This window comes from Mycobacterium sp. TH-M11, assembly GCF_057473725.1.
The window spans coordinates 26,093-47,401 of the sequence record NZ_JBYCLD010000104.1 but is presented as its reverse complement, the minus strand read 5'-3'; the positions used below and the strand labels follow the sequence as shown (position 1 = coordinate 47,401).

Sequence of the window (21,309 nt, the reverse complement as noted above, 5' to 3'; positions counted from 1 at the left end):
TTCGCTCAAAGCCGGAAAGCCGGATCGCGTTGAAGTCGACGGAGTCGGCCTGGTGGTGTGCCGGACCGGTACCGACGGGGAGGTCGCGGCCTTCGGGGAGTTCTGTCCGCACCTCGCCGCCCCGATGAGCGACGGCTGGATCGACCGCGGTCGGCTGGTATGCCCTTGGCACGGTTCGAGATTCGACGCCTGCTCGGGGGCCGTGGTGCGCGGCCCGTCGGCGGCGCCGCTGCCACGGTATGAAACGCGGGTCAACGACGGCATGATCGAGTTACGCGGAAACGGCCATTATCCGGATCCGGTAGCAAAGCTCCGGGCTGCGCAGGAGGGTGCGAAATGAGTGCCTACCGAGGTGTGAGTGCCTACACAGTGTTGAAAGACCATCACAAGGTGCTCAAGGGGCTGGTCAAAAAGATCTCCGCGACCCCGGCGGTTGCTCCCGAACGTCAGCAGTACCTCGACGATCTGCTGGTCGAACTCGACATCCATTTTCGCATCGAAGATGACCTGTACTACCCGGCCCTGTCTGCGGCCAGCTCGTTGATAGCCATTGCGCACGCCGAGCACCGTCAGGTCTCGGATCAGCTTTCGGTGCTGCTGCGCACTTCGCCGGCGGCGCCTACCTACGAAGACGAATGGCACTCCTTCGCAACCGTTTTGGAGGCCCACGCCGACGAGGAAGAGCGCGACATGATCCCGGTGCCGCCGTCGGTGACAATCACTGACGATGAGTTGGTTGGTCTCGGCGAGAAAATGGCATCCCGCATCGAGGAACTCCGCGGGTCGAAGGTGCACAAGCTGCGGATAAGGGCCAGGAAATCCATATTGCGATCACTGTAGAGTCATCGGAGCAGCTTCTGAGACTCATTCAACGACAACAGGATTCGTTTAAGGCGGTGTGAATGGATGTCATGGGGAAGGCTGGGAACACGTCGCCGGGCGTCGATGCGATCCGCGTGCGCACGGCGGCGGAATCTCGGCGACAATGACCGCCGCCCACCACGCAAGGCAGCTACTCGGCCGCCGTCAGGACGTGCTGAGGACGTTGAAAGCGGCGGAATCTCCGATGAGTATCGTCAATATCGCCGACGCGCTGGATGTGCATCCCAACACCGTGCGCTTTCACCTCGGCACCTTGGTCAGTATGGGCCGCGCGGAGCGGGTCACATCGGAGCGCAAAGGTCCCGGCCGGCCCGCCCTGATGTTCCGGGCAACTCCGCGGATGGATCCCGGCGGTCTCCGCCATTATCGGCTGTTGGCCGAGATTTTCGCTTCCGGCCTGGCCGGCGATCGCGACGCCGCGGCCAAGGCGATGGCTGCGGGTCGCGACTGGGGTCGTACATTGCAGCGGTCCGTGCCGACCACGGCCGGTGTGGCTGACGCCGAGGAGTCGATCGATCAGCTCGTCGATCTGCTCGACGAGCTAGGATTTGCCCCCGAGCGGCGGTCCGAGCAGGTCGAGTTGAGGCACTGCCCGTTTCTCGAGGTGGCGGAGAAACAGCAAGCCGTCGTCTGCCTGACCCACCTGGGTCTGATGCGGGGTGCGCTGGAAACCTGGCAGGCCCCGATCACGGTCGATCGGCTCGATGCCTTCGTCGAACCGGATGTGTGCGTGGCGCACCTGGCTCGGAAAGCCGCCGCGACGTGAGCCGTGTCTCGGCGCTCGCCGCCGCCGTCGCCTTGGTCTGGTTGGGTATGGTGCTCGCGATTTCGTTTCTCGAAGCACCGCTGAAATTCCGTGCTCCTGATGTCACGCTGCGGATCGGCCTGGGCATCGGTCGACTGGTGTTCCGTGCGCTCAACACCGTCGAGGTCGTCTTCGCGCTCGTCATCGTGGGAGCGGTCGCCATTGCCCCGCCGCCGCCGGGCGTGACAGTGTCGCTGGCGGTCGCGGTCGTTGTCTTGGCGGTGCAACTCGTCGTGGTTCGGCCGCGGCTGTCTCGGCGCTCGGATCACGTGTTGGCCGGCCGTGAAGCCCCGCGTTCGCGCGGACATCTGGCCTACGTCGGTCTCGAAGTGATCAAGTCGCTGGCGTTGATCGCCGGCGGCGTTCTTCTACTATCCAGTTAGGGGGCAATCCGAAGGGCTGATGATGGAATCCGTCTCATTGACCGACGTCGCCGCCGAACAGCTCGCCGCGGCGCGCCAAGCGCATAGCGGTCGGGCGTCGCACACCATCCACGGCGGTCACGCCTTCGAGTTGCGGCAGACCGTGGTCGCGCTGTTAGCCGGCCACGAGTTGGCCGAACACCAGAGCCCCGGCGAAGCGACGCTGCAGGTGCTGCAGGGCCACGTCGAATTGACCGCTGGTGACCAGACGTGGGAGGGCCGGTCGGGTGAGCACGTCACGATTCCGTCCCATCGGCATGCGCTGCGGTCGGTGGAGGACTCCGTGGTGCTGCTCACCGTGGTGAAGAACGTCCCCTCGGCGTAATCGGATGCTTTCGACACCCTGGTCGCGGACGATGGGCCTGCATGTGCCGATCGTCAACGCCCCGATGGGGGGCGTCGCCGGCGGGCGGCTAGCCGCCGGCGTGAGCGCCGCCGGTGGACTCGGCATGGGAACCGCCGGGTCGACGTCGGCGCTGCACGCCGAGCTGCCTCATGTCGTCGGCACGTTCGGGATCGGCCTGGTGGACTGGGTGATGCGCAAGGAAGCCAGCCTTTTCGAGGCCGCGCTGGCCGCGCAGCCGAAGCTGATCTCAGTCAGTTTCGGTACCGATCTGTCCTGGGTCAGTCGGGTGCACGACGCCGGAATCGCCGCTGCCACACAGGTTTACAACGGCGACGAGGCGCGACGGGCGCAGGATGCCGGCATCGACCTGGTGGTGGCGCGCGGCAGCGAAGGCGGTGGACACGGAGAAGCGACGATCGGCACGCTGCCGTTGCTGGATGCGGTGCTCGACGCCGTGTCGGTGCCGGTCCTGGCGGCGGGGGGCATCGCGTCGCCGCGCAGCCTCGCGGCGGTACTGGCCGCCGGGGCCAGCGGAGCGTGGCTGGGCACCTGCCTGTCGGCCTCGGTGGAGGCGTTGACGAGCGAAGCCGGGCGCAGGGCGTTGATCGAGGCCCGCGAAACCGACACCGCGAGCACCCGGGTCTATGACATCGTCCGCCAGCTGCCCTGGGCGGAACGCTTCCCGTCGCGCGTGCTGCGCAACGAATTCGTCGCGCGCTGGAGCGGACACGAGCAGGACTTGGCCCAGGATGTCGATGCAGAAGTCGAACTCGCCGCCGCTATCGCCGCCGACGATCGGCGGATCGCTGCGGTCAACGCGGGTCAGGGCGTGGGGATGGTCACTGGTGTCGCGCCGGTCGGCGAGGTCATCGACCTCCTCTGCACCGGCGCGCAGGAACTGCTCGCGGGCTGGGGTCGTCAGGTCGCTGGCGAGACTTAATCCAGCGCGACGCCCCACGGCGTGTCGTCGCAGCGAGTTAAGTGTCGGGGCAGCCGCGCGTGCGGAGCGCCGCTCGGGTCCGCCGCACGACGTCGTCAGGCGTGTCGTCGGCGATCACCCGGATGACAATCCATCCCAACGACTCCAGCGTGCGCACTCGCCACTGGTCCTTGGCGTATTGTCTGCGGTTGGTCCGGTGATGGTCACCGTCGTATTCGACAGCGACTTTGTATGCCTCCCAGCCCATGTCGAGTAAAGCGATCAGCCGCCACCGCTGGTGGACGGGTATCTGCGTTGTTGGGGCGGGAAGTCCGGAGTCGATCAACAGCAGCCGTAGCCAGGTCTCTTTCGGAGACGCAGCACCGCCGTCGACGAGCGACAACGCTGCCCGCAGCTGTCGCAGACCGTGGGCGCCCGGATGCGCTTCGATGAGCAGTCGCACATCCTCGATAGAAACTGGATGGGCTCGCACGAGTGCGTCCAGTCGCGCCACCGCCGCGCTGCGCGGCAGCAACCGACCGAGGTCGTAGACCGTGCGGACCGCGGTGGTGACTGGGAGCCCCGCGACCTGAGTGAATTCATCAGGGCCAAGCGAGTAGTTGCGGGTGATGATGCCGGCAGGTGCATGTGGGTTGCGCCATATCAACTCGACGGGTACGTCGTCGTCGATCCAGTCGGAGCCATGCAGTGCCGCAGCAGCGAGTCCGGCGAGGACGCCGCGACGGTTCGACCAGAGCCACGCCCCCTCCGACCGTTGCCGGAGCGAGGGAATTGTGTATTTCGGCAGATACACGTCGGGATAGATCGATTGGAATCGCGATCGGAGCTGATACGCAGTCAGCTCGCCGTGACGTACAGTTTCGCTGCCGAGGAATATCTCACGCACATAAGATCGGAGCCTTGGTCGACCCCAATGGTTCCCGATACTTAATCCAACGCGACTCCCCACGGCGTGTCGTCGCAGCGAGTTACGTGTCGGCAGAAACCAGCTGGGGTCAGATCGCCCGCACGTAACGCTTGTTCATCACTCGCTGAACCAGCGAGGTGAACGGGCCACCCGCTTTGCTCCACCACGCCGCCGGTCGGGAGAAGGCCGAGACCTCGGCGAACACCGCAGAGGTGACCGGATCGTGGCGCACCACGAACCGCTCCTCACCGATCTCGGGATGGCCCGGCAGCGTGCCGTAGGCGAAGCCGCGCAGATGCGGCTCGTCGATGACGTAGACGACGCGGCACGGTGCCTTGAGGAAACCGACCTTCACCATGACGACGGTGCCGGCGGTGACAGTGTCGCTGGTGGCCTCGACGCGTAGGCCGGCGCCGCGCTGCATGCCCCAGTGCATGACCGCGTCGGCGGCCTCTTCGAAGCGGAGCTGACCCATGCCGATGTGGGCCGAATAGCCCATGTGCTGGTACCCCGGGGGAAACGGCCCGGCGGTCGCGCCCACTTCCGGATAGGTGAATGGCAGCTGCGTGATCGTGTGCAAATCCACCAACCCAGCTTGCCACGCGGACCTGGCCGGTTTTTGCGGGCAGGCGTACGGTCGGCGACGTGCCTACGAAAGCCCCCGCTCACGCGTCCGGAACGTTCACTCTCGGCGGCGATCTCACGATCAATCGCCTCGGCTACGGCGCCATGCGCCTCACCGGCAAGGGGGTGTGGGGCCCGCCCGCCGATCGGGTCGAAGCGGTTCGCGTGCTGCGGCGCGCGGCCGAACTCGGCGTCAACTTCATCGACACCGCCAACTCCTACGGCCCCTACGTCGCCGAGGAGATCATCCGCGAGGCGCTGCATCCCTACGACGGTCTGGTGATCGCCACCAAAGCGGGACTGGTGCGCACCGGGCCCGACGTGTGGGTCCCGCTGGGCTTCCCGGCCTACCTGCGCCAGGAGGCCGAGCTGAGCCTGCGCCGCTTGGGCGTCGACACCATCGACCTGTTTCAGCTGCACCGCATCGACGACAAGTTCCCGCTGGAGGACCAGATCGGTGAGCTGGTCAAGCTGCAGCAGGAAGGCAAGATCCGCCACATCGGACTCTCCGAGATCAACGTCGACCAGCTGCACGCCGCGCAGAAGATTGCGCAGATCGTGTCGGTGCAAAACCTCTACAACCTGACCACCCGCAAGGCCGAAGCGCTGCTCGACGAGGCGACCAAGCAGGGCATCGGTTTCATCCCGTGGTTCCCGCTGGCCGCCGGCCCGCTCGCAGCTCCCGACGGCCCACTGGCCCAGCTCGGTGCTGAGCACGACCATGCCAGTCCCTCGCAGCTGGCGCTGGCGTGGTTGCTGAAACGTTCGCCGGTGGTGCTTCCGATTCCGGGCACCTCGAGCGTGGCGCACTTGGAGGAGAACGTCGCCGCCGCCGAGATCGAACTCAGCGACGACGAGTTCGACAAGCTGAGCGCGCTGGGGCAGCAACAAGCGGATTGACACTGCGGCTAGGGTGCACAAGTGCGAGAAGGCCGCGCCCTGAGCGCAGAGTGAACGCAAAACCTCCTGGCGGCGGATTCAACCCGCCCGATCCCAGCACCAGGGGCGGGCCGGACTACGGCAGGTTCATCGATGGTGTTCGCACCCTGCAGGACCATGCCCGCGCGGTGGACGCGCCGGACGAGGTGATCACCGAGGCCGCTGACCTGCTGGACAAGCTGTCCGGGCTGCTCGCCCCCTTCGACACCGACGAATGGCGGTCGCCGTCGGGGCGCCGGATGGACCTGCCGGTCCGCGGCAACATCTTGACCATCCCGATGTCGGCGCACAAGACCGACGACGGACGTATCGAGGGTTGGGCCCGGTTCGCCCGATTTCACCTGGGCCGCAACGGGGCCGTGCACGGCGGGTCGATCGGCATGCTGTTTGACACCGTGTTGGGGCTGACGTCCTCGGTGCTCACCGGCGGGCCACGTCAACGCACCGCCTATCTGCACATCAACTACCGCCAGATCGTCCCGATCGAGACCACGCTGCAGATCGAGGCGGGCGTCGACCGGGTGGAAGGCCGCAAGATCTTCGTGTCGGGGCGCCTTCACGATGGCGACACCGTGCTCACCGAAGCCGAGGCGTTGTTCGTTCTGCTCAAGCCGGGCCAGCCCTAAGCCGCCACTGCTTGGGTCAGACGCGCCCCGATAGCATGGACGGGTCCGTTTGCACACCCGAAAGCCATGGAGACCGCGTCGATGACCGCCCCCGCACACCCCGCCCCGGTCCGGGTGCCCGCCGGGACGACGGCAGCGGCCGCGATCCGCGAGGCCGGCCTGCCGGGCCGCGGCGCGCCCGATGCAGTCGTGGTGATCCGCGACGCCGACGGGAAGCTGCGCGACCTCAGCTGGATTCCCGACGCCGATGTCGAGGTCACCCCGGTGGCGGCCAACACCGACGACGGGCGCAGCGTCATCCGGCATTCGGCCGCGCACGTATTGGCCCAGGCAGTACAGGACCTTTTTCCGGACGCCAAGCTCGGCATCGGCCCGCCTATCGTCGACGGCTTCTACTACGACTTCGACGTGGCCGAACCGTTTACGCCCGAGGATCTGGACAAGCTGGAAAAGCGGATGCGCCAGATCGTCAAGGACGGCCAGCTTTTCGACCGGCGGGTCTATGAGTCCAAGGACCAGGCCCGGGCCGAATTGGCCGGCGAGCCTTACAAACTCGAACTCGTCGACGACAAGTCCGGCGACCCCGACATCATGGAAATCGGCGGTGACGAACTCACCGCCTACGACAACCTGAACCCCCGCACCCGCGAACGGGTTTGGGGTGACCTGTGCCGCGGCCCGCACATTCCCACCACCAAACACATCCCGGCGTTCAAGCTCACGCGCAGCTCGGCCGCGTATTGGCGGGGCGACCAGAACAATGCCAGCCTGCAACGCATTTACGGCACCGCATGGGAATCCCAAGAAGCGCTCGACCACCACCTGGCGATGTTGGACGAGGCCCAGAAGCGTGACCATCGCAAGCTCGGCGTCGAGCTCGACCTGTTCAGCTTTCCCGACGAAATCGGTTCAGGGCTAGCGGTTTTCCACCCGAAGGGCGGCATCATCCGCCGGGAGTTGGAGGAGTACTCGCGGCGCAAGCATGAACAGGCCGGCTACGAGTTCGTCAACACCCCGCACATCACCAAAGAGCAGCTCTACGTCACGTCGGGACACCTCGAGTGGTACGCCGAGGGCATGTACCCGCCGATGCATCTCGACGCGGAGTTCAACGAGGACGGCACGGTACGCAAACCGGGCCAGGACTACTACCTCAAGCCGATGAACTGCCCGATGCATCATCTGATCTACCGGTCGCGGGGACGGTCGTATCGCGAACTTCCGTTGCGGCTCTTCGAATTCGGCAGCGTCTACCGCTACGAGAAGTCCGGTGTGATCCACGGGCTGACCCGGGTGCGCGGCATGACTCAGGACGACGCGCACCTCTACTGCACCCTTGACCAGATGCGCGACGAGCTGACCTCGGTGCTGCGATTCGTGCTCGACTTGCTGGCCGACTATGGGCTCAACGAGTACTACCTGGAGCTGTCCACCAAGGACCCCGACAAGTACGTCGGCTCCGACGAGGTGTGGGAAGAGGCCACCGAGATCCTGCGCGAGGTCGGCGAGGCGTCCGGCCTGCAACTGGTGCCCGACCCGGGTGGCGCCGCGTTCTACGGACCGAAGATCTCGGTGCAGGTCAAGGACGCGTTGGGGCGCAGCTGGCAGATGTCGACGCTACAGGTCGACTTCAACATGCCGGAGCGGTTCGATCTGGAGTACACGGCCGCCGACGGTTCGCGGCAACGACCCGTCCTCATCCACCGGGCACTGTTCGGGTCGATCGAGCGGTTCTTCGGCATCCTCACCGAGCATTACGCCGGGGCCTTCCCGGCTTGGCTGGCGCCCGTGCAGGTGGTCGGCATTCCCGTCGCCGAGGGACATGTGGCGTATCTGCAGGACGTTGCCGCGCAACTGAAGTCACGCGGTATCCGGGTTGAGGTAGATGCCAGCGACGACCGGATGGCCAAGAAGATCGTCAACCACACCAACCAACGCGTGCCGTTCATGTTGCTCGCCGGCGACCGCGACGTCGAGGCCGGCGCGGTCAGTTTCCGGTTCGGTGATCGCACCCAGATCAACGGTGTTCCTCGGGACGAGGCGGTGGCCGTCATCAAGCAGTGGGTCGCAGACCGTGAAAACGACGTTCCCACAGCAGATCTGGTCAAGGTGAGCAACCATGGCTGAGGACGATTCGAGCCTGGTGGATCGGGGTGTCGGCGAGGCCGATCATCTGCAGCGGTTGTGGACGCCCTACCGGATGAGCTATTTGGCGGAGGGGCCACTCAAGCAGGACAACGGCAGCAGAGAACAGCCCTTCACCGACATCCCGCAGCTGTCCGACGAGGACGGTTTGGTGGTGGCCCGCGGCGAACTGGTCTACGCGGTGCTGAACCTCTACCCGTACAACCCGGGACATCTGATGGTGGTGCCGTACCGCCGGCTTTCCGAACTCGAAGACCTCACTGAGCCGGAGAGCGGCGAGCTGATGGCCTTCATCCAGAAGGCGATTCGCGTCATCAAGAACGTGTCGCGCCCGCACGGCTTCAACGTCGGGGTCAACCTCGGCCACTCGGCGGGCGGCTCGCTGGCCGAGCATCTGCACGTGCACGTCGTTCCACGCTGGGGTGGCGACGCCAACTTCATCACGATCATCGGCGACTCCAAGGTGATCCCGCAGTTGCTGCGCGACACCCGCCGCTTGTTGGCCACCGAGTGGGACAGGCAACCGTGAGCGCAGCGACGCTGGGGAGCGGGGCCGTTGAGTAAGCTTTTGTCCCGCGAGGGGGTCGCCCGCGTCACCGCGCCGGTGGCCCGGGCGTTGCTGCATGCGGGTCTCACCGCCGACGGGGTCACCCTCATCGCCACCGCCGCCGCGGTGCTCGCCGCCTTGACGCTGTTTCCCACCGGACGGCTGTTCGCCGGCACGCTGGTGATCACTTTCTTCGTGTTGTTCGACATGGTCGACGGGGCGATGGCCCGAGAAAGCGGCGGCGGCACCCGATTTGGTGCCGTGCTGGACGCCACCTGTGACCGCGTCAGTGACGGCGCGGTGTTCTGCGGGCTGGCGTGGTGGGCCATGTTCGGCTTGGGCAGCCGGCCGTTGGTGGTGGCGACGCTGATCTGCCTGGTCACCTCGCAGGTCATCTCCTACATCAAGGCCCGCGCCGAAGCCAGCGGATTACGCGGCGACGGAGGTTTCATCGAACGTCCGGAGCGGTTGATCATCGTGCTCGTCGGCGCGGGCCTGTCGGATCTGCCGTTTTATCCGCTTGCCTGGGCGCTGCCGGCGGCGATGTGGCTGCTGGCGGCGGCCAGCGTGGTCACCTGTGCTCAGCGGATACGCACCGTGCGGCGCTCGCCGGCCGCGGTCACCCCGCTGCCGCCGCCGCCCGGCCAGTCGGCTCAGCCGGGAGAGCGCGACCTGTGATCGTGCCGGCCGGTCTGAAACTGCCGGGACTCGACGGGTTTTCACTCAGCGGCCGGATGGCCGACTGGGGCTATGCGACCGGCTGGCGGATGGTGCGTGCGATGCCGGAGTTCGCCGCGCGCAACGTCTTCGACGCCGGTGCGCTCTACTCGTCGCGAAACGGTGGACCGGACCAACTTCGCAAGAATCTAGCGCGCGTGATCGGCGTCGCGCCGAAAGAGGTTCCGGGCAGCCTGGTGCGCGCGTCGTTGCAGTCCTATGCGCGTTATTGGCGCGAGGCGTTCCGGCTGCCGACGATGGATCACCGTGCACTCGGCGAGCGGCTCGCCGAACACGTTGAGGGTGAACAGCATGTCGATGCGGCGCTGGCCGCCGGGCGCGGCGCCATTGCCGCATTGCCGCACAGCGGAAACTGGGACATGGCCGGGGTGTGGATGGCCCAGACCTACGGCCGGTTCACCACCGTCGCGGAACGACTCAAACCCGAGTCGCTCTACCGGCGGTTCATCGAATACCGGGAAAGCCTCGGATTCGAGGTGATTCCGCTCTCCGGCGGTGAGCAACCACCGTTCCCGTTGCTCAGCCAGAGATTGCGCGACAACAAGGTCGTGTGCCTGATGGCCGAACGCGACCTCACCCATTCGGGAGTTCAGGTCGACTTCTTCGGCGAGGCGACCAGGATGCCCGCCGGCCCGGCGAAGCTGGCGACCTCCACCGGGGCGGCACTGCTGCCCGTGCATTGCTGGTACGACGGCGAGGACTGCCGGGTCAGGTTTTTCCCGCCGCTGGACTGCTCCAGCGGCGACGTCGCAGTCGTCACCCAGGCGCTCGCCGACGTTTTCGCCCGCAACATCGCCGAGCATCCCGCCGACTGGCACATGCTTCAGCCGCAGTGGCTGGCAGACCTGTCCGACGAGCGACGGGCCCGATTGGCGGAGAGCTAATGCGGATCGGGATGGTGTGCCCGTATTCGTTCGACGTGCCGGGCGGCGTGCAATCGCACGTGCTGCAGCTCGCCGAAGTGATGCGGGCCCGCGGTGAGGACGTCAGCGTGCTGGCCCCGGCGTCACCGCATGTGTCGTTGCCGGAATACGTCGTCTCCGCCGGTCGCGCCGTCCCGATTCCGTACAACGGCTCGGTGGCCCGGGTGCAGCTCAGCCCGAACGTGCACGGCAAGGTCAGGCGCTGGCTGGCCGAGGGTGAGTTCGACGTGCTGCATCTGCACGAACCCAATGCGCCCAGCTTGTCGTTGTGGGCGCTACGGATTGCCGAGGGGCCGATTGTGGCCACATTTCATACCTCGACCACGAAATCGCTTTCGCTGGCCATGTTTCAAGGTTTGCTCCGGCCGCTGAACGAGAAGATCGTCGGCCGCATCGCAGTGTCCGACTTGGCCAGACGATGGCAGATGGAGGCGCTGGGCTCGGACGCGGTGGAGATTCCCAACGGTGTCGATGTGGCGTCGTTCGAGTCGGCGCCGCTGCTGTCGGGTTACCCCCGGCCGGCCAAGACAGTGTTGTTCCTGGGCCGCTACGACGAACCCCGCAAAGGAATGGCCGGGCTAGTCGACGCGCTACCCAGCCTGGTCGAGCGTTTCCCGGGACTGCAGGTGCTGATCGTCGGCCGCGGCAACGACGACGAACTGCGCAGCAAGGTCGGCGGCTTGGCCGGACATTTGCGCTTTCTGGGCCTGGTGGACGATGCCGCCAAGGCGTCGGCGATGCGCAGCGCCGACGTCTACTGCGCGCCGCACCTCGGCGGGGAAAGCTTCGGCATCGTGCTCGTCGAGGCGATGGCGGCCGGCACGCCGGTGGTGGCCAGCGATCTGCACGCGTTTCGGCGGGTGCTGCGTGACGGGGAGGCCGGCCTGCTGGTGAAGGTGGCCGACGGCGCTGCGCTGGCCGAGGGGCTGATCGCGGTGCTGGAGGACGACGCGCTGCGGCAACGCTACGTGGCAGCCGGTTCGGCGGCAGTGCGCCGCTACGACTGGTCGGTGGTGGCAAGCCAGATCATGCAGGTCTACGAGACGGTCGCGGTCAGCGGTACCAAGGTCCAGGTGACGAGCTGATGATCGCGCTCGTCGTGGTGCTGCTGATCGCGTTGCTGATCGTCGTGCTCGGATTCGCGGTGTGGGGCTACCGCACGGCCAACCGACTCGACCGCCTGCACGTGCGCTATGACCTGTCCTGGCAGGCACTGGACGCCGCGCTGGCACGACGGGCCGTGGTGGTCCGCGCGGTCGCCACGAGTGTGTTCGGCGGCACCGCCGACGCCGAGCGACTGGTCGTGCTGGCCGACGCGGCCGAACACGCACCGCGCCAGGCGCGCGAGGCGTGCGAGAACGCGTTGTCGGGCGCGCTGTCGAGGGTCGAACCGGGGTCGGTGCCGGCAGCCCTGATCGGCGAACTCGCCGACGCCGAGACGCGAGTGTTGCTGGCCCGCCGATTTCACAATGACGCGGTCCGCGACACGCTCGCGCTGCGTGATCGCCGCCTGGTCGGGCTGTTCCGGCTGGCCGGAAAAGCGCCGTTGCCAAGCTATTTCGAGATCGCCGAACGATCGCAGGCGCCGCGGTACCCCGACTATGCCGCCGCCCCGCGGCGCACATCGGCGCGCGTTGTGCTGCTCGACGAAACCGGCGCGGTGTTGCTGTTGTGCGGATCGGATCCGGCGCTCGGCGACTCGGCGGCCCGGTGGTGGTTCACCGTGGGAGGTCGGGTCGGCGAGGGCGAGTCACTGGCCAGGGCCGCCGCTCGTGAGCTGGCCGAGGAGACCGGTCTGCGGGTCGACCCCGCCGACATGATCGGACCGATCTGGCGGCGCGACGCGGTGTTTGACTTCAACGGCGCGGTGATCACCAGCGAGGAATTTTTCTTCGTCCACCGCACCCGACGCTTCGAGCCGTCCGCCGCGGGGCGCACCGAGCTGGAACAGCGCTACATCCACGGGCACCGCTGGTGTGACGCGTCGGGGATTGCGTCGCTGGCCGCGGCGGGGGAGACGGTGTATCCCCTTCAGCTGTCCGAACTGCTCGCCGAGGCGGTCTCGCTGGCCGGAGCCCCGGACCAGCCCCGGCAGCTGCTATTTATCCGCTGATCGGCGGCCACCGTCCGCCTAGCGTCGTCGGCGATACCCGGTTGCCAGGCACCACTAGGATGGACGTACACCAGTACGAAGGAGACCGAGAGTGGATAGCGCCCAGCCGAATGGCGCACATGGCGCCGTGCGGACCGGAACCGCGCGGGTCAAGCGCGGCATGGCCGAGATGCTCAAGGGCGGCGTCATCATGGACGTCGTCACCCCGGAGCAGGCCCGGATCGCCGAGGGCGCCGGAGCGGTCGCGGTGATGGCGCTCGAACGGGTGCCCGCCGACATCCGGGCGCAGGGCGGGGTGTCGCGGATGAGCGATCCCGACATGATCGAGGGCATCATCTCCGCTGTCACCATTCCGGTGATGGCCAAGGCCCGCATCGGGCACTTCGTCGAGGCCCAGATTCTGCAAAGCCTCGGGGTGGACTACATCGACGAGTCCGAGGTGCTGACGCCGGCCGACTACACCCACCACATCGACAAGTGGAAGTTCACCGTGCCGTTCGTCTGCGGCGCGACCAATCTCGGTGAGGCGTTGCGGCGGATCAACGAGGGAGCGGCGATGATCCGTTCCAAGGGCGAGGCCGGCACCGGCGATGTGTCCAACGCGACCACGCACATGCGCGCCATCGGGGGAGAGATCCGCCGCCTCGGCTCGCTGTCCGAGGACGAACTGTACGTCGCGGCAAAGGAATTGGCCGCCCCCTACGACCTGGTTGCCGAAGTCGCCCGGGCCGGCAAACTACCGGTCACGCTGTTCACCGCCGGCGGCATCGCCACCCCGGCCGACGCCGCGATGATGATGCAACTCGGCGCCGAGGGCGTCTTCGTGGGCTCCGGGATTTTCAAGTCCGGGGACCCGGCGCAGCGCGCCGCGGCGATCGTGCAGGCCACCACCTTCTATGACGACCCCGACGTGCTGGCCAAGGTGTCCCGCGGACTCGGTGAGGCGATGGTCGGCATCAACGTCGAGCAGGTGCCGGAGCCGCATCGCCTCGCGCAGCGCGGCTGGTAAAAACAGTCCGTGTCGATCGAGAAAATACTTGATCTCGAGCAACTCGAGATCAACATCTACCGGGGCTGTGTGTTCAGCCCTGAACAGGGCAACTTTCAGCGCACCTTCGGGGGCCAGGTAGCCGGGCAATCCCTGGTCTCAGCCGTCCGCACGGTCGACCCGCAGTTCCTGGTGCACTCGCTGCACGGTTACTTCATCCGGCCCGGAGATTCTTCGGCGCCAACGATTTTCATCGTCGAGCGGCTGCGTGACGGTGGGTCGTTTTGCACCCGGCGGGTCAACGCCATCCAGCACGGCCAGACGATCTTCTCGATGTCGGCGTCGTTTCAGACCGATCAGGAGGGCGTGCACCACCAAGACGTGATGCCCTCGGCGCCGCCGCCGGACGATCTGCCCGGGCTCAAGTCGATGAAGGTCTTCGACGACGAAGGCTTCAAACAGTTCGGCGAGTGGGATATTCGCATCGTCCCGCGAGACCAAGTACACCTGTTGCCGGGCAAGGCTGCCCAGCAACAGGTGTGGTTCAAGCATCGTGATCCGCTGCCCGATGACCCGGTATTGCACATCTGCGCGCTGGCCTACATGAGCGATCTCACCCTGCTCGGCTCCGCGCAGGTCACCCATCTTGACGAGCGCGACCACCTACAAGTCGCCTCGCTGGATCACGCCATGTGGTCATGCGGGTGTTCCGCGCCGACGAATGGTTGTTGTATGACCAGTCCTCGCCGTCGGCGTGTGGCGGCCGCGCCCTGTGCCAAGGCAAGATCTTCAACCAGCACGGCGAAATGGTCGCCGCCGTCATGCAGGAGGGGCTGACCCGCTTCCCTCGTGAATCCTCGTGAGCGCCGCGCGCATCGGAGTATTGGCGCTGCAGGGAGACGTCCGCGAGCATCTGGCGGCGTTGAGTGCGGTCGGGGTCATCGGCGTGCCGGTGCGGCGCTGTGCCGAGTTGGACGCGGTCGACGGGCTGGTGATCCCCGGCGGGGAGTCCACCACGATGAGTCTTTTGCTGCGCGAGCTTGATCTGCTCGAGCCGCTGCGCGCGCGGTTGGCCGCGGGTCTACCGGCCTACGGCGCCTGCGCGGGGATGATCCTGCTGGCCAGCGAGATTCGTGACGCGGGCCCGGCGGGGCGCGCGGCGATCCCGCTCTCGGCGATCGATATCACGGTGCGGCGTAACGCTTTCGGACGACAGGTGGACTCGTTCGAGGGCGACATCGCGTTCGACGGTCTCGATGATCCGGTGCACGCCGTCTTCATCCGCGCCCCGTGGGTGGAGCGGGTGGGCGCGGGGGTGCAGGTGTTGGCTACTGCGGCCGGCCATCCCGTCGCGGTGCGCCAAGGCGCCGTGCTGGCGACGGCGTTTCACCCCGAGGTGACGGGCGACCGTCGCATTCACCAGTTGTTCGTCGACATCGTCAGCGGCCGGCGCTGACCGCACCGGGGGCCGGCAGGGCCCACCGAATGCCGCCCACCAGAACGCGTCCCACCGTGCGCACGACCGTGACCTCGACGGGCGGAAAATACGGCAGCAGCAGCGGAATGCGGGCCCACAACGGCAGCGTCGAGACTGCGGCGGCGGCCAGCACGCCATAGGGTGCCCGGGCCGGCAACGCCAGCGGCGGCGTCAGCAGCAGGAATCGAGCGGCGTCGCGCGCCGCCGAAGTGCTGCGCAACTCTGGCCGAAAATCCTGAAGCCGTTGGGCTAGTTCATGTTCGGTACGCGGTGGGTCGAGCACGCCGAGCCGCGATGCGATTTCGGCCATGTCCGCGACGTAGCCGTCGCGACCGGCCTGATCCAGCGGGGCGGCACCGTAGCGCTGATGGGCTCGCAGGAAGCTGTCGGCTTCGGCGACGTGCACCCACTCCAGCAGGTGCGGATCGGTGGCCGTGTAGGCCCTACCGTCGGCTGCCACGCCGTGTACCCGCCGATGGATACCCCGGACGCGGTCGACGGCGCGCTGGGCGTCGACGGCGGACCCGAACGTGGTTTCGGCCAAAAAAGTGCTGGTCCGTTGCAGCCGACCCCACGGGTCGGCGCGGTAGTTGGAGTGCTCGGCGACGCCGGCCATCGCCAGCGGGTGCAGCGACTGCAGCAGCAACGCGCGCAACCCGCCGACGAACATCGACGCATCGGCGTGGACTCGGCGGATCGGGCGGTCGTCGGCGAACCAGCGGGGCCCCGGCGTGTGGTGGATGCGCTCGCGCTCGGACGGACCGTTGGGACCGGCGACCATTTCGAAGAGGCGGCTGCCCAATGCCTCGCGCACCGCTTTCAACGAGCTCTGTGCTGTCACCGGTACCACGGTAGCCGCCTGGATCGCTGCGTCGCAGCCGTCACGCGCGGCACCGCGACCACCGGGTGTCGTTGTGCCCGCGGACCAGGTGTTGTCGCTCCGAAGTGGGCACAAGGCATACCCCCAACTTTCTGCTAGCCCCTAGGGATCGGCCGGTCAAGTGGACGCGCGGTACGCCCACGTAGACTCGGCAGGCGAATTGCGAGCGACAGAAGAGGTACTAGCCGATGAGCGGCCATTCCAAGTGGGCCACCACCAAGCACCAGAAGGCCGTCAAGGACGCCCGCCGCGGCAAAGAGTTCGCCCGGCTCATCAAGAACATCGAGGTTGCCGCGCGTACCGGGGGAGGCGATCCGGCGGGTAACCCGACGCTGTACGACGCGATCCAGAAGGCCAAGAAGACCTCGGTGCCCAATGACAACATCGAGCGGGCGCGCAAGCGCGGCGCCGGTGAGGAAGCCGGCGGCGCCGACTGGCAGACCATCATGTACGAGGGCTACGGCCCCAACGGTGTCGCGGTGCTCATCGAGTGTCTGACCGACAACCGTAATCGTGCCGCGGGCGAGGTACGGGTGGCGATGACCCGCAATGGCGGCAGCATGGCCGACCCCGGATCGGTGGCCTACCTGTTTTCCCGCAAGGGTCTTGTCACTCTGGAAAAAAACGGCCTGAGCGAGGACGACGTGTTGGCCGCCGTCCTGGAGGCCGGCGCCGAAGACGTCAGCGATCTCGGTGAAAGCTTCGAAATCGTCTCCGAGCCCACCGATCTGGTGGCAGTGCGCACTGCCCTCCAGGACGCCGGCATCGATTACGAGTCGGCGGAAGCCAGCTTCCAGCCGTCGGTCAGCGTGCCCGTCGACGTCGAGGGCGCGCGCAAGGTGTTCAAACTCGTCGACGCGCTGGAGGACAGCGACGACGTGCAGAACGTCTACACCAATGTCGATCTGTCCGACGAGGTCTTGGCCGCCCTCGACGAAGAATGACTCGCTGCCTGCGCCGAGGTCGACGCTAGCGAGACAATCTCTCGCACTTTCTCGCGCTGCCGTCAGTCTCGACGAGGGTGTGGATGGGTGTTCGCGGGATACCGGGGGCATCGCGCACCATGTCGTCCGTGGGAGAGGTCTTTCGTGGTAGTGAGGCGCTTCGCGATGCGGCGCTGACCGAGCACGAACTGCGCCGGTGGTACCAACCGATTTTCCGTGACGTCTATGTGCCGCGGGGCCACCAGCCGTCGTTGAACGACCGAACCGTGGGGGCTTGGCTGTGGTCACGCCGAAACGCGGTCATAGCCGGCGCTGCCGCCGCGGCGCTGCACGGTGCAGCATGGGTAGACGCCGACATTCCCATTGATTTGATCGGGAAAAGTGCTCGGGCGCAACGTGGTTTGGTGGTGCGCAACGAGACGCTGGAGACGGGCGAGCTCACCCGAGTGCGCCGCTTGCCGGTGACGACGGTTGCTCGAACCGCGTTCGACCTGGGTCGTCATCAGCCTCGAGGGAGGGCAGTCGCGTATCTCGACGCGCTGATGCGCGCTGCGCCGTTTTCGATCGACGAGGTGCTTGCGCTTGGGCAGCGACACAAGGGCGTGCGAGGTCTGCGACGACTAGGGGCCGCATTGCTGCTCGTCGATGGCGGAGCGATGTCGCCGAAGGAGACTTGGCTACGCATATTGCTTCGCGACGCCGGTCTGCCACAACCCACCGTCCAGCTCCCGCTGTATCGAGGTAACCAGTTGGTTGCCGTATTCGACCTGGGCTGGGAAGAATACAAGGTTGCCGCAGAATACGACGGCGATTACCACCGCAGTGATCGACGGCGCTTTGTCAAGGACATCGACAAGCTCGGCGTCGCTGAGGGCCAGGGGTGGATCGTCATCCGGGTGGTCTCCGAACACCAATCCCGCGCCATCGTGAACCGGGTATATCGAGCTCTGGAGCGTCGCGGGTGGCACCCAGATCGACGCCAGCGTGGTGCCCTCTCGCGCTTTCTCGCGATACCGTCGATCTCGGCGTGACTAGTCGTAGCCGTGGCGCATGTCTTCGACGACGCGCGGGTGCTCCAGGGTCAGACGGCTCTAACGTCCGGGGCCGCACGTCGGGAGCGAAGGCGGTCGCGGCCTCGAGCACCGACGGATTGAGGAAGCGCAGCGGCGGCGAGTTGCGGGGCAGGACGGGCTGCGGCGCGGTGTCGCCCCGGCGCGCCAGCGCGAATCCCCAGTCACCGAACATGGGCCGACCAACGCGCCCAGGTAGTCGGGGGCATTGTGGTTGGCCAACGTCCGGCCGGTGTCGGTGGCACCAGCTGCAGCAGCGTCATCTGTTGTGCCCTCGGTGCCTGCGCTCCGACTCGTCGTAGGTCGCACCTTCGATGACGTGCTGGCCGCTCGGCTGAAGTTGTAAACCCTTGCGCGCCGTCCATATCGCGAGTTCGAGCTGACCGTAGTCGTCTTCGACGCTGAACCAGATCGGCTCAGTAGGTGTTCCCACCAGACGAACGGGCCCCATGCGCGGACCCTTCTGTATGCCCCGACCGGGCCGTGGGGACTACTAGTGGGGTTAACGCAACAGCTGTGCTGGTCGCGCGCGCTTATCTAGTCGATGTCCGCATCGACCCGGGGGCGACGATCGGCAAGCCCTGCGACGCTGCAGCCGCGAGGAGTCGGCGATCGTACGCACAGAACGCGGTAAGACCTCGCCGGTATGTGTGCGCAGTGGCGAGGTGTATCGCGTCGAGGGTACGTAACTCGGGTGGCGGCATGGTGGCGGCCGCCGCAGCGATAGTGTCTGTCAGGATCACGGCGTCGATCGTCGACGCAACATTTCGTGCTAGCACCAAGGCATCGGGACCCACTCGCGCGGCCGCCCTGATCAACTCGATATGACCGACGGCGCTGGTGACCAAGTTTTGGTCAAGGTGGTCGTTGAGCCAGTCGATCAGTGCCGATGACTCTTCCTCGGCCACAACAAGTTTCACCGTGGCCGAGGTGTCGACGTAGATCATCGGTCGGCGCGTTGCTCGTCCAGGATGGGAGTGAGTGACCGCCCTTTGAGGAGATCGGCGCCGCTGAAGGGAATACGTGGTGCGGTCGCGGGTATCAACTGCGATTCGGCGATGAGCTTGTCGCGCGTTTGCTCGGCGGCTGTAAGCGGCACCAGGCGGGCTACCGGACGGCCGCGGTCGGTGATCTGCACGGTCGCGCCGGCCTCCGCTTTAGCTACCCACACGCTCGCGTTTTGGCGTAGCTCACGAATCCCGACTGTCTCCACTCAGAAAGGGTAGCACATGAGGTGCTACAGGCGGATATGTGTAGCGGGCGTCAAAGATGACTGTCTGGTTGCCGTATTGGATGACGCGGTCCTCGCAATGCCACCGCACAGCCCGGGACAAGTCGTTACCACCGTCGCCGCTCGGATCTTCCGTCGCAAAGCCGTTTCCGCCGTAATGCACGATGGCGATGCCGCTCACGGTACGGCTGCAGGCGGTCGACGCGGCGCCCAGAGTGAACAACGCCGTAGCCACGGTCACCCCGGCAGCCGCGCTCAGGTCTACGGCTTTAATTACCTTGTTTGATCGGCGATCCCGTGCGCCACCGCTGCCGTGAACGTAGTTCCACAACCGGAGGCGGGCTGCCAAACGCACGAATTCAAAGGGAGTTCTTGGTGCCCGTCTTCACGCTGCGAAACGCCTAGCGCGGACCGCTGACGGTCAGTGGCAGTGCAACTTCTCCCGCTGCGCCGCTCATCTTGACGACCCAGCGGCCATTGAGATTCAAGGTAAGCCGGAACTGGAAGCATACAAAGCCCACGTCTGCCTTTCTCAAGTTCATCGGCAGTTCGCGGTGCATGTGCAGGGGTTCTCCACCGTTGGGCGGGACGACCTCTATGACGACCAGGCGATCTATCCCGTCGGTGTCTTCAGTGCCGCCTTGCGTCAATACCACGATATTGAAGTGCGCTACTCGGTCGCGACCAACGTTGTAATTGGATATCACCCCGCCTTTCACGTTCAGCTTGTTGTTCATTACTTCGACCTTCTCGGCCAGGAACGCCCCGCTTATCCTCATGGTGTCCAGTATGCGCGAATACTGCTGCGCAGTATCGAGATTGGGTCAGCTCGGCCTAAGGGTATCGCCGTAGTTTTCCGCGGCTTCCGCGAAAGGCTGCCGGCGCAGTCGTCCGCCGACAGCCGCACAGATCGGAGATTAGCAAGTCACCCGCACGACTTGTCGAGTTGGGTGATCTGGGAGTCGAGGTCGTGCCGCAACGAATCCTGGGCGTCTGCCCCCGCGCCACTCAAATAGTTGATGCCAAGTTGTTCGATCGTGTTGGCGAACGTGTTGATTGCGTTCGCCAGATCCTTTGGAGCCGCAGTGTTTGCGTCGAGTCGATCTCTGAGGTACGCCCCACCGCCGACGAGGGCCAATCGTGCGTTGGTCGCCACGGCGAGTTCGGCGACCGCGTCGTTCGGGTTGTTGCTTTGCATGTGTGTGTGTTGGCGACTACCGATTTGTGGGCAGCGTTATAGGCAGAGCAAATGTTCGTTTTCGGGTCACCGCTCTGCTGAGCTACCGAGGCGTGGTTGTGCGCCGGCTAAAAATACGCCAGTGCGGCAAGGACAGCGGCGATCACGGCGATCGTGAGGGCCGCATACGTCAACCAAGGCAACGTTTTCGAACCTCGCGGGAGATGCACCGTGGAAGAAGTGGGCTCCCCGCTGGCGTGTTTCTGGCTTTCAGCGTCGGAGGATCGGGTGACAGGCCTGTCCGTCATTCAGGTGAGAATATCGCGCTCTGTTGATGCAGGGAGGCCATTGCCGAAAAGGCCTCGGCGACATTCGGTCTGCCTCGATTCGTTCTGTTCGAGCCCCAAGTCACGAAAGAACGCCTGCAGCAACTCAAGTTTGACGCGGCCGTACGTGCGCTCCTTCTGCGCGCCATAGCACGCCGGGGTCTCGAAGCATCGTTTCTGCAGCTAAACGGTTGCTAGGGCTATTTTAGGTAGACGCTCGATGAGCGACAAATTGACACCTTAAATAAATAAATTTTGC

The 21,309-nt window shown here is 65.9% G+C and carries 25 protein-coding genes and 3 pseudogenes; 19 read left to right on the top strand and 9 right to left on the bottom strand.

Going from position 1 to position 21,309, the window contains the following annotated elements:
• The 6 genes from AC2VOG_RS04555 to AC2VOG_RS04530 all read left to right on the top strand — a co-directional run.
• A partial coding sequence (locus tag AC2VOG_RS04555) for a Rieske (2Fe-2S) protein (RefSeq protein WP_486938721.1) occupies positions 1 to 340 on the top strand: 340 nt, incomplete at its 5' end.
• A 14-nt stretch (positions 341 to 354) separates the two neighbouring features.
• Positions 355 to 840, top strand: coding sequence for a hemerythrin domain-containing protein (locus AC2VOG_RS04550; protein WP_486938729.1), 486 nt, complete (start codon positions 355 to 357; stop codon positions 838 to 840).
• Between the two features lie 145 nt (positions 841 to 985).
• Complete coding sequence (locus tag AC2VOG_RS04545) at positions 986 to 1,648, top strand: helix-turn-helix transcriptional regulator (RefSeq protein ID WP_486938720.1); 663 nt, start codon at positions 986 to 988, stop codon at positions 1,646 to 1,648.
• The gene (locus AC2VOG_RS04540) at positions 1,645 to 2,070 is read left to right on the top strand and encodes a hypothetical protein (protein WP_486938719.1); all 426 of its coding nucleotides are present in this window, start codon (positions 1,645 to 1,647) and stop codon (positions 2,068 to 2,070) included. The genes AC2VOG_RS04545 and AC2VOG_RS04540 overlap by 4 nt, the downstream gene beginning before the upstream one ends.
• Positions 2,071 to 2,092: 22 nt before the next feature.
• A complete protein-coding gene (locus AC2VOG_RS04535; RefSeq protein WP_486938728.1) occupies positions 2,093 to 2,434 on the top strand; it encodes a cupin domain-containing protein in 342 nt (113 codons plus the stop codon).
• A 4-nt stretch (positions 2,435 to 2,438) separates the two neighbouring features.
• Positions 2,439 to 3,395 (top strand): NAD(P)H-dependent flavin oxidoreductase, encoded by a 957-nt coding sequence (locus AC2VOG_RS04530; protein WP_486938718.1) that lies wholly within the window; start codon positions 2,439 to 2,441, stop codon positions 3,393 to 3,395.
• 37 nt (positions 3,396 to 3,432) lie between these two features.
• On the opposite strand, the gene AC2VOG_RS04525 is transcribed toward AC2VOG_RS04530, so the two are convergent.
• Both AC2VOG_RS04525 and AC2VOG_RS04520 read right to left on the bottom strand, forming a co-directional pair.
• Positions 3,433 to 4,281: a DUF559 domain-containing protein gene (locus AC2VOG_RS04525; protein WP_486938717.1), complete on the bottom strand. Its 849-nt coding sequence runs from the start codon at positions 4,279 to 4,281 to the stop codon at positions 3,433 to 3,435.
• A 109-nt stretch (positions 4,282 to 4,390) separates the two neighbouring features.
• Positions 4,391 to 4,888, bottom strand: coding sequence for a DUF1990 domain-containing protein (locus tag AC2VOG_RS04520; RefSeq protein WP_486938716.1), 498 nt, complete (start codon positions 4,886 to 4,888; stop codon positions 4,391 to 4,393).
• Between the two features lie 59 nt (positions 4,889 to 4,947).
• Here AC2VOG_RS04520 and AC2VOG_RS04515 point away from each other — a divergent pair, with 59 nt between their 5' ends.
• The 11 genes and pseudogenes from AC2VOG_RS04515 to pdxT all read left to right on the top strand — a co-directional run bounded on the left by AC2VOG_RS04515 (position 4,948) and on the right by pdxT (position 15,401).
• A complete protein-coding gene (locus tag AC2VOG_RS04515) occupies positions 4,948 to 5,826 on the top strand; it encodes an aldo/keto reductase (RefSeq protein WP_486938715.1) in 879 nt (292 codons plus the stop codon).
• Positions 5,827 to 5,876: 50 nt separating this feature from the next.
• On the top strand, positions 5,877 to 6,491 hold the full coding sequence (locus AC2VOG_RS04510) for a PaaI family thioesterase (protein ID WP_486938714.1): 615 nt from the start codon (positions 5,877 to 5,879) through the stop codon (positions 6,489 to 6,491).
• Between the two features lie 81 nt (positions 6,492 to 6,572).
• Positions 6,573 to 8,618, top strand: a complete 2,046-nt coding sequence (thrS, locus tag AC2VOG_RS04505; protein ID WP_486938713.1) for a threonine--tRNA ligase — start codon at positions 6,573 to 6,575, stop codon at positions 8,616 to 8,618.
• On the top strand, positions 8,611 to 9,165 hold the full coding sequence (locus AC2VOG_RS04500; RefSeq protein ID WP_486938712.1) for an ATP adenylyltransferase: 555 nt from the start codon (positions 8,611 to 8,613) through the stop codon (positions 9,163 to 9,165). The genes thrS and AC2VOG_RS04500 overlap by 8 nt, the downstream gene beginning before the upstream one ends.
• 27 nt (positions 9,166 to 9,192) lie before the next feature.
• Entirely contained in the window at positions 9,193 to 9,861 is a 669-nt protein-coding gene (gene pgsA / locus AC2VOG_RS04495; protein WP_486938711.1) for a phosphatidylinositol phosphate synthase, read from the top strand.
• 56 nt (positions 9,862 to 9,917) lie between these two features.
• Positions 9,918 to 10,805 (top strand): phosphatidylinositol mannoside acyltransferase, encoded by an 888-nt coding sequence (locus AC2VOG_RS04490; protein WP_486938727.1) that lies wholly within the window; start codon positions 9,918 to 9,920, stop codon positions 10,803 to 10,805.
• On the top strand, positions 10,805 to 11,929 hold the full coding sequence (locus AC2VOG_RS04485; RefSeq protein ID WP_486938710.1) for a glycosyltransferase family 4 protein: 1,125 nt from the start codon (positions 10,805 to 10,807) through the stop codon (positions 11,927 to 11,929). The genes AC2VOG_RS04490 and AC2VOG_RS04485 overlap by 1 nt, the downstream gene beginning before the upstream one ends.
• Positions 11,929 to 12,957, top strand: a complete 1,029-nt coding sequence (locus AC2VOG_RS04480; protein WP_486938709.1) for an NUDIX hydrolase — start codon at positions 11,929 to 11,931, stop codon at positions 12,955 to 12,957. The genes AC2VOG_RS04485 and AC2VOG_RS04480 overlap by 1 nt, the downstream gene beginning before the upstream one ends.
• A gap of 91 nt (positions 12,958 to 13,048) precedes the next feature.
• The gene (gene pdxS, locus AC2VOG_RS04475) at positions 13,049 to 13,966 is read left to right on the top strand and encodes a pyridoxal 5'-phosphate synthase lyase subunit PdxS (protein ID WP_486938708.1); all 918 of its coding nucleotides are present in this window, start codon (positions 13,049 to 13,051) and stop codon (positions 13,964 to 13,966) included.
• A 9-nt stretch (positions 13,967 to 13,975) separates the two neighbouring features.
• Positions 13,976 to 14,808: pseudogene (gene tesB, locus AC2VOG_RS04470) on the top strand (acyl-CoA thioesterase II).
• The gene (gene pdxT / locus AC2VOG_RS04465) at positions 14,805 to 15,401 is read left to right on the top strand and encodes a pyridoxal 5'-phosphate synthase glutaminase subunit PdxT (RefSeq protein WP_486938707.1); all 597 of its coding nucleotides are present in this window, start codon (positions 14,805 to 14,807) and stop codon (positions 15,399 to 15,401) included. Before tesB ends, pdxT begins: the two are co-directional and overlap by 4 nt.
• Here pdxT and AC2VOG_RS04460 read toward each other — a convergent pair.
• Entirely contained in the window at positions 15,385 to 16,203 is an 819-nt protein-coding gene (locus tag AC2VOG_RS04460; protein ID WP_486938726.1) for an oxygenase MpaB family protein, read from the bottom strand. The two genes, pdxT and AC2VOG_RS04460, sit on opposite strands and share 17 nt — an antisense overlap.
• Positions 16,204 to 16,490: 287 nt before the next feature.
• Here AC2VOG_RS04460 and AC2VOG_RS04455 point away from each other — a divergent pair, with 287 nt between their 5' ends.
• Both AC2VOG_RS04455 and AC2VOG_RS04450 read left to right on the top strand, forming a co-directional pair.
• Positions 16,491 to 17,246 carry a YebC/PmpR family DNA-binding transcriptional regulator gene (locus tag AC2VOG_RS04455; RefSeq protein WP_486938706.1) on the top strand — a complete coding sequence of 252 codons (756 nt, stop codon included), beginning with the start codon at positions 16,491 to 16,493 and terminating at the stop codon, positions 17,244 to 17,246.
• 119 nt (positions 17,247 to 17,365) lie between these two features.
• Entirely contained in the window at positions 17,366 to 18,277 is a 912-nt protein-coding gene (locus AC2VOG_RS04450; RefSeq protein WP_486938705.1) for a hypothetical protein, read from the top strand.
• Here the strand turns inward: AC2VOG_RS04450 and AC2VOG_RS04445 are convergent.
• The 6 genes and pseudogenes from AC2VOG_RS04445 to AC2VOG_RS04420 all read right to left on the bottom strand — a co-directional run.
• Positions 18,278 to 18,512: pseudogene (locus tag AC2VOG_RS04445) on the bottom strand (polyamine aminopropyltransferase); the annotation flags it as partial.
• A gap of 72 nt (positions 18,513 to 18,584) precedes the next feature.
• A pseudogene (locus AC2VOG_RS04440) lies at positions 18,585 to 18,763 on the bottom strand (DUF4178 domain-containing protein); the annotation flags it as partial.
• 86 nt (positions 18,764 to 18,849) lie between these two features.
• Positions 18,850 to 19,263, bottom strand: coding sequence for a type II toxin-antitoxin system VapC family toxin (locus AC2VOG_RS04435; protein ID WP_486938704.1), 414 nt, complete (start codon positions 19,261 to 19,263; stop codon positions 18,850 to 18,852).
• Entirely contained in the window at positions 19,260 to 19,529 is a 270-nt protein-coding gene (locus tag AC2VOG_RS04430) for a type II toxin-antitoxin system Phd/YefM family antitoxin (RefSeq protein ID WP_486938703.1), read from the bottom strand. The genes AC2VOG_RS04435 and AC2VOG_RS04430 overlap by 4 nt, the downstream gene beginning before the upstream one ends.
• Positions 19,530 to 19,948: 419 nt before the next feature.
• Positions 19,949 to 20,284 (bottom strand): hypothetical protein, encoded by a 336-nt coding sequence (locus AC2VOG_RS04425; protein WP_486938702.1) that lies wholly within the window; start codon positions 20,282 to 20,284, stop codon positions 19,949 to 19,951.
• A gap of 188 nt (positions 20,285 to 20,472) precedes the next feature.
• Positions 20,473 to 20,745, bottom strand: a complete 273-nt coding sequence (locus tag AC2VOG_RS04420) for a hypothetical protein (protein ID WP_486938701.1) — start codon at positions 20,743 to 20,745, stop codon at positions 20,473 to 20,475.
• Between the last annotated feature and the right edge of the window lie 564 nt (positions 20,746 to 21,309).

Bases quoted from the DNA above. Each gene is read 5' to 3' on its own strand.
- AC2VOG_RS04435 (WP_486938704.1), bottom strand. From the start codon at position 19,263: ATGATCTACGTCGACACCTCGGCCACGGTGAAACTTGTTGTGGCCGAG.
- AC2VOG_RS04450 (WP_486938705.1), top strand. From the start codon at position 17,366: ATGTCGTCCGTGGGAGAGGTCTTTCGTGGTAGTGAGGCGCTTCGCGAT.
- AC2VOG_RS04545 (WP_486938720.1), top strand. From the start codon at position 986: ATGACCGCCGCCCACCACGCAAGGCAGCTACTCGGCCGCCGTCAGGAC.
- AC2VOG_RS04460 (WP_486938726.1), bottom strand. From the start codon at position 16,203: ATGGTCGCCGGTCCCAACGGTCCGTCCGAGCGCGAGCGCATCCACCAC.
- AC2VOG_RS04535 (WP_486938728.1), top strand. From the start codon at position 2,093: ATGGAATCCGTCTCATTGACCGACGTCGCCGCCGAACAGCTCGCCGCG.
- AC2VOG_RS04530 (WP_486938718.1), top strand. From the start codon at position 2,439: ATGCTTTCGACACCCTGGTCGCGGACGATGGGCCTGCATGTGCCGATC.
- AC2VOG_RS04480 (WP_486938709.1), top strand. From the start codon at position 11,929: ATGATCGCGCTCGTCGTGGTGCTGCTGATCGCGTTGCTGATCGTCGTG.
- AC2VOG_RS04425 (WP_486938702.1), bottom strand. From the start codon at position 20,284: ATGAACAACAAGCTGAACGTGAAAGGCGGGGTGATATCCAATTACAAC.
- AC2VOG_RS04420 (WP_486938701.1), bottom strand. From the start codon at position 20,745: ATGCAAAGCAACAACCCGAACGACGCGGTCGCCGAACTCGCCGTGGCG.
- AC2VOG_RS04490 (WP_486938727.1), top strand. From the start codon at position 9,918: ATGGCCGACTGGGGCTATGCGACCGGCTGGCGGATGGTGCGTGCGATG.
- AC2VOG_RS04500 (WP_486938712.1), top strand. From the start codon at position 8,611: ATGGCTGAGGACGATTCGAGCCTGGTGGATCGGGGTGTCGGCGAGGCC.
- AC2VOG_RS04485 (WP_486938710.1), top strand. From the start codon at position 10,805: ATGCGGATCGGGATGGTGTGCCCGTATTCGTTCGACGTGCCGGGCGGC.
- thrS (WP_486938713.1), top strand. From the start codon at position 6,573: ATGACCGCCCCCGCACACCCCGCCCCGGTCCGGGTGCCCGCCGGGACG.
- AC2VOG_RS04455 (WP_486938706.1), top strand. From the start codon at position 16,491: ATGAGCGGCCATTCCAAGTGGGCCACCACCAAGCACCAGAAGGCCGTC.